Annotated in this window: 5 protein-coding genes and 1 pseudogene; 5 read left to right on the forward strand and 1 reads right to left on the reverse strand. The window is 33.3% G+C overall.

Going from position 1 to position 4,228, the window contains the following annotated elements; all coding sequences use genetic code 11:
• Positions 1-501: 501 nt before the first annotated feature.
• A complete protein-coding gene (locus H5154_RS22345; RefSeq protein ID WP_182719671.1) occupies positions 502-1,020 on the forward strand; it encodes a hypothetical protein in 519 nt (172 codons plus the stop codon).
• Between the two features lie 149 nt (positions 1,021-1,169).
• On the opposite strand, the gene H5154_RS22350 is transcribed toward H5154_RS22345, so the two are convergent.
• Complete coding sequence (locus H5154_RS22350; RefSeq protein WP_182719672.1) at positions 1,170-1,376, reverse strand: hypothetical protein; 207 nt, start codon at positions 1,374-1,376, stop codon at positions 1,170-1,172.
• Positions 1,377-1,821: 445 nt separating this feature from the next.
• Here H5154_RS22350 and H5154_RS22355 point away from each other — a divergent pair, with 445 nt between their 5' ends.
• From H5154_RS22355 to H5154_RS23900, 4 genes and pseudogenes are all read left to right on the forward strand, one after another.
• Positions 1,822-2,205 (forward strand): immunity 22 family protein, encoded by a 384-nt coding sequence (locus H5154_RS22355; RefSeq protein ID WP_182719673.1) that lies wholly within the window; start codon positions 1,822-1,824, stop codon positions 2,203-2,205.
• Positions 2,206-2,380: 175 nt separating this feature from the next.
• Positions 2,381-2,812: a hypothetical protein gene (locus H5154_RS22360; RefSeq protein ID WP_182719674.1), complete on the forward strand. Its 432-nt coding sequence runs from the start codon at positions 2,381-2,383 to the stop codon at positions 2,810-2,812.
• 171 nt (positions 2,813-2,983) lie between these two features.
• A complete protein-coding gene (locus tag H5154_RS22365) occupies positions 2,984-3,505 on the forward strand; it encodes a leucine-rich repeat domain-containing protein (RefSeq protein WP_182719675.1) in 522 nt (173 codons plus the stop codon).
• 115 nt (positions 3,506-3,620) lie between these two features.
• Positions 3,621-4,053, forward strand: a pseudogene (locus H5154_RS23900) (hypothetical protein); the annotation flags it as partial.
• Positions 4,054-4,228: the final 175 nt, after the last annotated feature.

Genomic DNA, 4,228 nt, shown 5'->3' on the forward strand with positions numbered 1-4,228 from the left:
TGTTGGATTGCGATACGTCAAAAAACAGTCCATTAAATTGCGACGGCGAGATTATTTGGAAGGACTAGCCTATTTCGTACAGGTAGTAGTGCAAATCGATTGGAAAAATATGGATGTGAGTGATGTAATTGAAACTTAATAATTATTTTTGGGGATCCCTTAGGTGACAACTAAACCCAACGAAAAAATAGCTAACCAGTTAACACAGGCAAGAGGAACTAAGAAATGATAGACCCTTTTCTTTTGATGATATAATTCTGAATTGCGATGATACTCAGAAACAAAGCTGAAGATTATTTATCATGCTGCTGCCTTTTAATACACTTTGTTTATGGTCAGAATTGCGCGGTGACTGAGTATCGTTAATTCCCCTCTCACATTTTACGCCCAATTAGATTAGTGTTGGCACTATGGTGATAAATGAATTGTTTTTATTGAAAAAGATAAATTAAAAAATAATGATTTTAGTTATTTAAAAAAGTGATGCAGGTTAAGCTACATATGGATGAACCCAAGAAAAAATTAAAGCAGCATTTAGAGACGTATACACCGACTTGTATTGCTATTTTTAAACGCTTTATTTCGAAGTACGAAATCACGATGAAAAATGAGACCGGACGTGTAGAGTGTATTTGCGAAGTGTTTGATGAGCATAAGTTAGCGCTGACATTTATTACCTGTACTGATATGGCAAACCATAGCCAAGTGCTTGAGGATTGCGATGAAGCTTTTATGGCGAAACATGAGTTTATCAGTCGCGAATATCATGCACAGTATATGGCTTATTTAAAACAGTATATTGCAAAAAATGATATTGATGAAGATGAGTGTGATGCTTATGATAGTATCAGCGAACCCATTATTATTGAATGGCTGTCGCAATGTTGGTTGATGGCTAATAACGATAATAACTCAGACTATAATCTTTTTTATTTTATACACCGTTATCCAAATGAACCGATAATAAACTTAGTTAATCAAGAAAAATTATCGCTATATGAGTTAAATAGTGATAGGTAGATAACGTGTGTGTTTGGGCTCATATAATAACAATAGGTTGAGTGTATGAATCTTATGAAAAATGTGATGAAACTGACTTTTGATAATATCACCTTATCTATAACACAAGAATGCCAGTTTTTTCGATATAAGAGCAAAGCGCCATATGGTTATAAATCCCAACTCATAGCTTGCATACTTAATAGTCCCGCTGTTTCCTGTTGATCCATATCATCCTTATACATTTGCCTAGCTATAGTGAATACTTCATAAGTTAGGCCGTAGCTTCTTACGTATTCTATAAAATCTAGTAACTCAAACCTATCTACGTCGCCGTTTATTAGTTTATCTTTAAAAAACTGTATATCGTCATCCATCTAGTTCTCTTTTAATTAGCACATAACAAAAACATCAAAATGATTTAGTACGTTTTTGCAATTGTTAAGGATGTTTATTATTATCACTTAGTTAAATATTAAAGATAAGCTAAATTTATGTGTTTGATACTTTTATATTTGAATATGAGTATAGTATTACAAAATGGAGCTAACTTTACAGCTAGTAAATACTTGTCATTAGTGACTGAATAGTGATTTTTATCAATGTTACTACAACCAACTTACATCTCATTGTGAAATTCACTAATTTTTCTACTGTTAAGTAGGCAGCTTTTCAACGTAACTAATTATCAGTTATACTGATAATGAAATTCAATGATTATCAGTAATCTAAGCAGGATTAATAATCCTTAGTTTTGCTCCTTCGTTGTATATTCAACTAATAATTTCTGCTTGTAAACGAGGTTTGACAAAGGAGTCAATTATGAAAAGTCGTGAAGTTTCGCACTTTTTTCTTGGAAGAGTTTCTGATCATTCAAAATACAATTCCTTCCTTGAAGAGCGTTATGGTTTTGATGATGATATTCCTCTTTCAAAATTTTGCGAATCACAGGGAGAAGTTTTTATCGATCATGACTTCATGGAAATTGGATCAAGAGATCAGGAGTCTTCATTAGAAACTTTTTTTAAGCCGTATTCATATTCTGAGCATTGGTTGCATGATGTTATTAAAACAGCAGAGGAATTTGAATTATTAGATGCTAACGTGCTTCTATTTTTATCAAAGGAAGAAATTGATAGGCCAAGAACAGTCAAAGGTGATGGATTTGAATTGATATATATGGGTGAGTTTAGTTATCCCACTTAAAGTATGGAGAGCTATTCGGATAGCAATTTTATAAATATGGCTAAATAGCTTTTATGGTTTTAAAAAGATGTTAGCCTACCTTAAATTTCGAGTTTTTTGGTGTACTCAAACTTGAACTTTGATACCGTTGCAAGTCTCTCTGGAGTATAAATAGTTTTATATGTATTGGGGTAGTATGAAATATTTCTCAAGTATTATGGCGTTGTTAATTTCGTTTCATCTTATTGCTCAAGAAATTAAAGTTAATTCAGGAATTTATTCAGACTACTATCATATAAAATATGAAATTACTTCAGGCAAGTATTCTGTAAACACTGAATATGGATTCAATAAAGGGGGTCAATTTGAAGTGTTTGTGCCAAAAGAGTACTTTCCGATCACGGCGCCAATGTGCAAAAAAAATATCATAATTCGTATGCCTTACTCTAAGTCTGAAAAACGTAAACGTGCTCTTTACAACGCACTATTATTATCAAAAACGATGACCGTTATATTAGAGCTAAATCCGTATGTTAAAGTCTTACAAAAAGAGCCATTACAGGTTGAGTTAGAAAACTGTAATGTATTTTTTAGGCATAAAGCGGGGGATTACTTTGATCAGCTCTAAAATACGTGATAGATAATTCACGCGGTTGATGCTTTACACACTTGAAAGTCTCTTAGTTTCTGTGTGAGTTAAAATTACTCAAAGATGACTTTAAGTCGTATATTTGATTAACTTACTTGATATATTTGACATAAATTTTAAGTGGAAACTTATATAAAAATTAGGATCGTAATGGAAAACTTAACGAATGAATCTTACACTTTTAAAGATATCGACGACAAAATTTTAATTTTAGATTATATAGGGGATTCAAAAGACGTTGTTATCCCTGATTATATTAATAACAAACCTGTGGTTGCAATTATGCGTGAAGCGTTTGACAATAAAAAGCTTGAAGCTGTTGTGTTACCAAAGTATTTAGAATTTATAGATGAAGATGCCTTCTATCAAAACCAAATTAAAGAAATTGTTATTCCTGCTAGCGTTATAAAAATTGGTGGTGGGGCATTTGGACGTAATAAAATAGAAAAGCTGACTATTGAAGCGGAAATAGATTCTCTTCCTATGTTTTGTTTTGTCGGGAATAACATAGAAAACTTGACTATACCGGCTTCTGTAACGTCAATTAGTAATGATTGCTTCGGTGAAAATAAATATCTTAAAAAAGTTACTTTGCCTGAATGTTTATTAGAGGATAAAAAGAATATATTTGGTGGTTGTGATATCGACAACATTACTTTTATTCCAATTTAAAGAGCTCGATTTATAGAAAGACGAAGGTCTATAACTCTTTGTTACCTACATGGATGTGGGTAAGGGACGCGGTAGTTTAATTGCTCGATTTTTTACTTGGCCCACCAGGTTATAAATCTCGCGCCGCGATTACCCCCATATTGAACGAATTTTAATCCGCAAGGGGTGGGTTGAAGACAGGTTACTAGAATTGACTAAGGTATTTTGCATTGATGTATGTACTTATGCAGTCATGAGTAAATCAGAGCTCATCTTTTTTAACCAAGCGGTTGAACAATACCGAGAGCGCTTAGTAAGCATCAGTTGGTTTATGAAGATATTAAATGAAGACAGTGCCTGCCAGTAAAGCGAATAAAGAAGATAACTGCACAGGGCGCTTTTATTCGCTGCCATCCGTGGCGCTCACACTTCGGGCTGCCTAATGGCATTCAAATTTATTCTCTATAAATTTGTGGGAAGGATGCTTCAAGTCACAAGCGCTTCTTGATGAAGCTGCAGAGGCATTCTGTATGGTATATGTTGATTTAGACCCTATCAGGGCCAAAATGGTGCGTATTCTCATGACTTTGATCACCGATTCTCATCAGCTTTGATCACTTGATTTATCATTTTGTAGAGCCGTTTTTAAATTAGCTTAACTGATCATCATCAGTCAATTTATTTAACTGTTTTCGTATCGATTCTCCTTTTAAGTTCAACTTAATTGAACCATGAATTAGCCTA

The sequence above is a fragment of the Pseudoalteromonas sp. SR44-5 genome (assembly GCF_014163675.1).
Taxonomy (GTDB): Bacteria; Pseudomonadota; Gammaproteobacteria; order Enterobacterales; family Alteromonadaceae; genus Pseudoalteromonas; species Pseudoalteromonas rhizosphaerae.

Bases quoted from the DNA above. Each gene is read 5' to 3' on its own strand.
- H5154_RS22360 (WP_182719674.1), top strand. From the start codon at position 2,381: ATGAAATATTTCTCAAGTATTATGGCGTTGTTAATTTCGTTTCATCTT.
- H5154_RS22355 (WP_182719673.1), top strand. From the start codon at position 1,822: ATGAAAAGTCGTGAAGTTTCGCACTTTTTTCTTGGAAGAGTTTCTGAT.
- H5154_RS22350 (WP_182719672.1), bottom strand. From the start codon at position 1,376: ATGGATGACGATATACAGTTTTTTAAAGATAAACTAATAAACGGCGAC.
- H5154_RS22345 (WP_182719671.1), top strand. From the start codon at position 502: ATGGATGAACCCAAGAAAAAATTAAAGCAGCATTTAGAGACGTATACA.
- H5154_RS22365 (WP_182719675.1), top strand. From the start codon at position 2,984: ATGGAAAACTTAACGAATGAATCTTACACTTTTAAAGATATCGACGAC.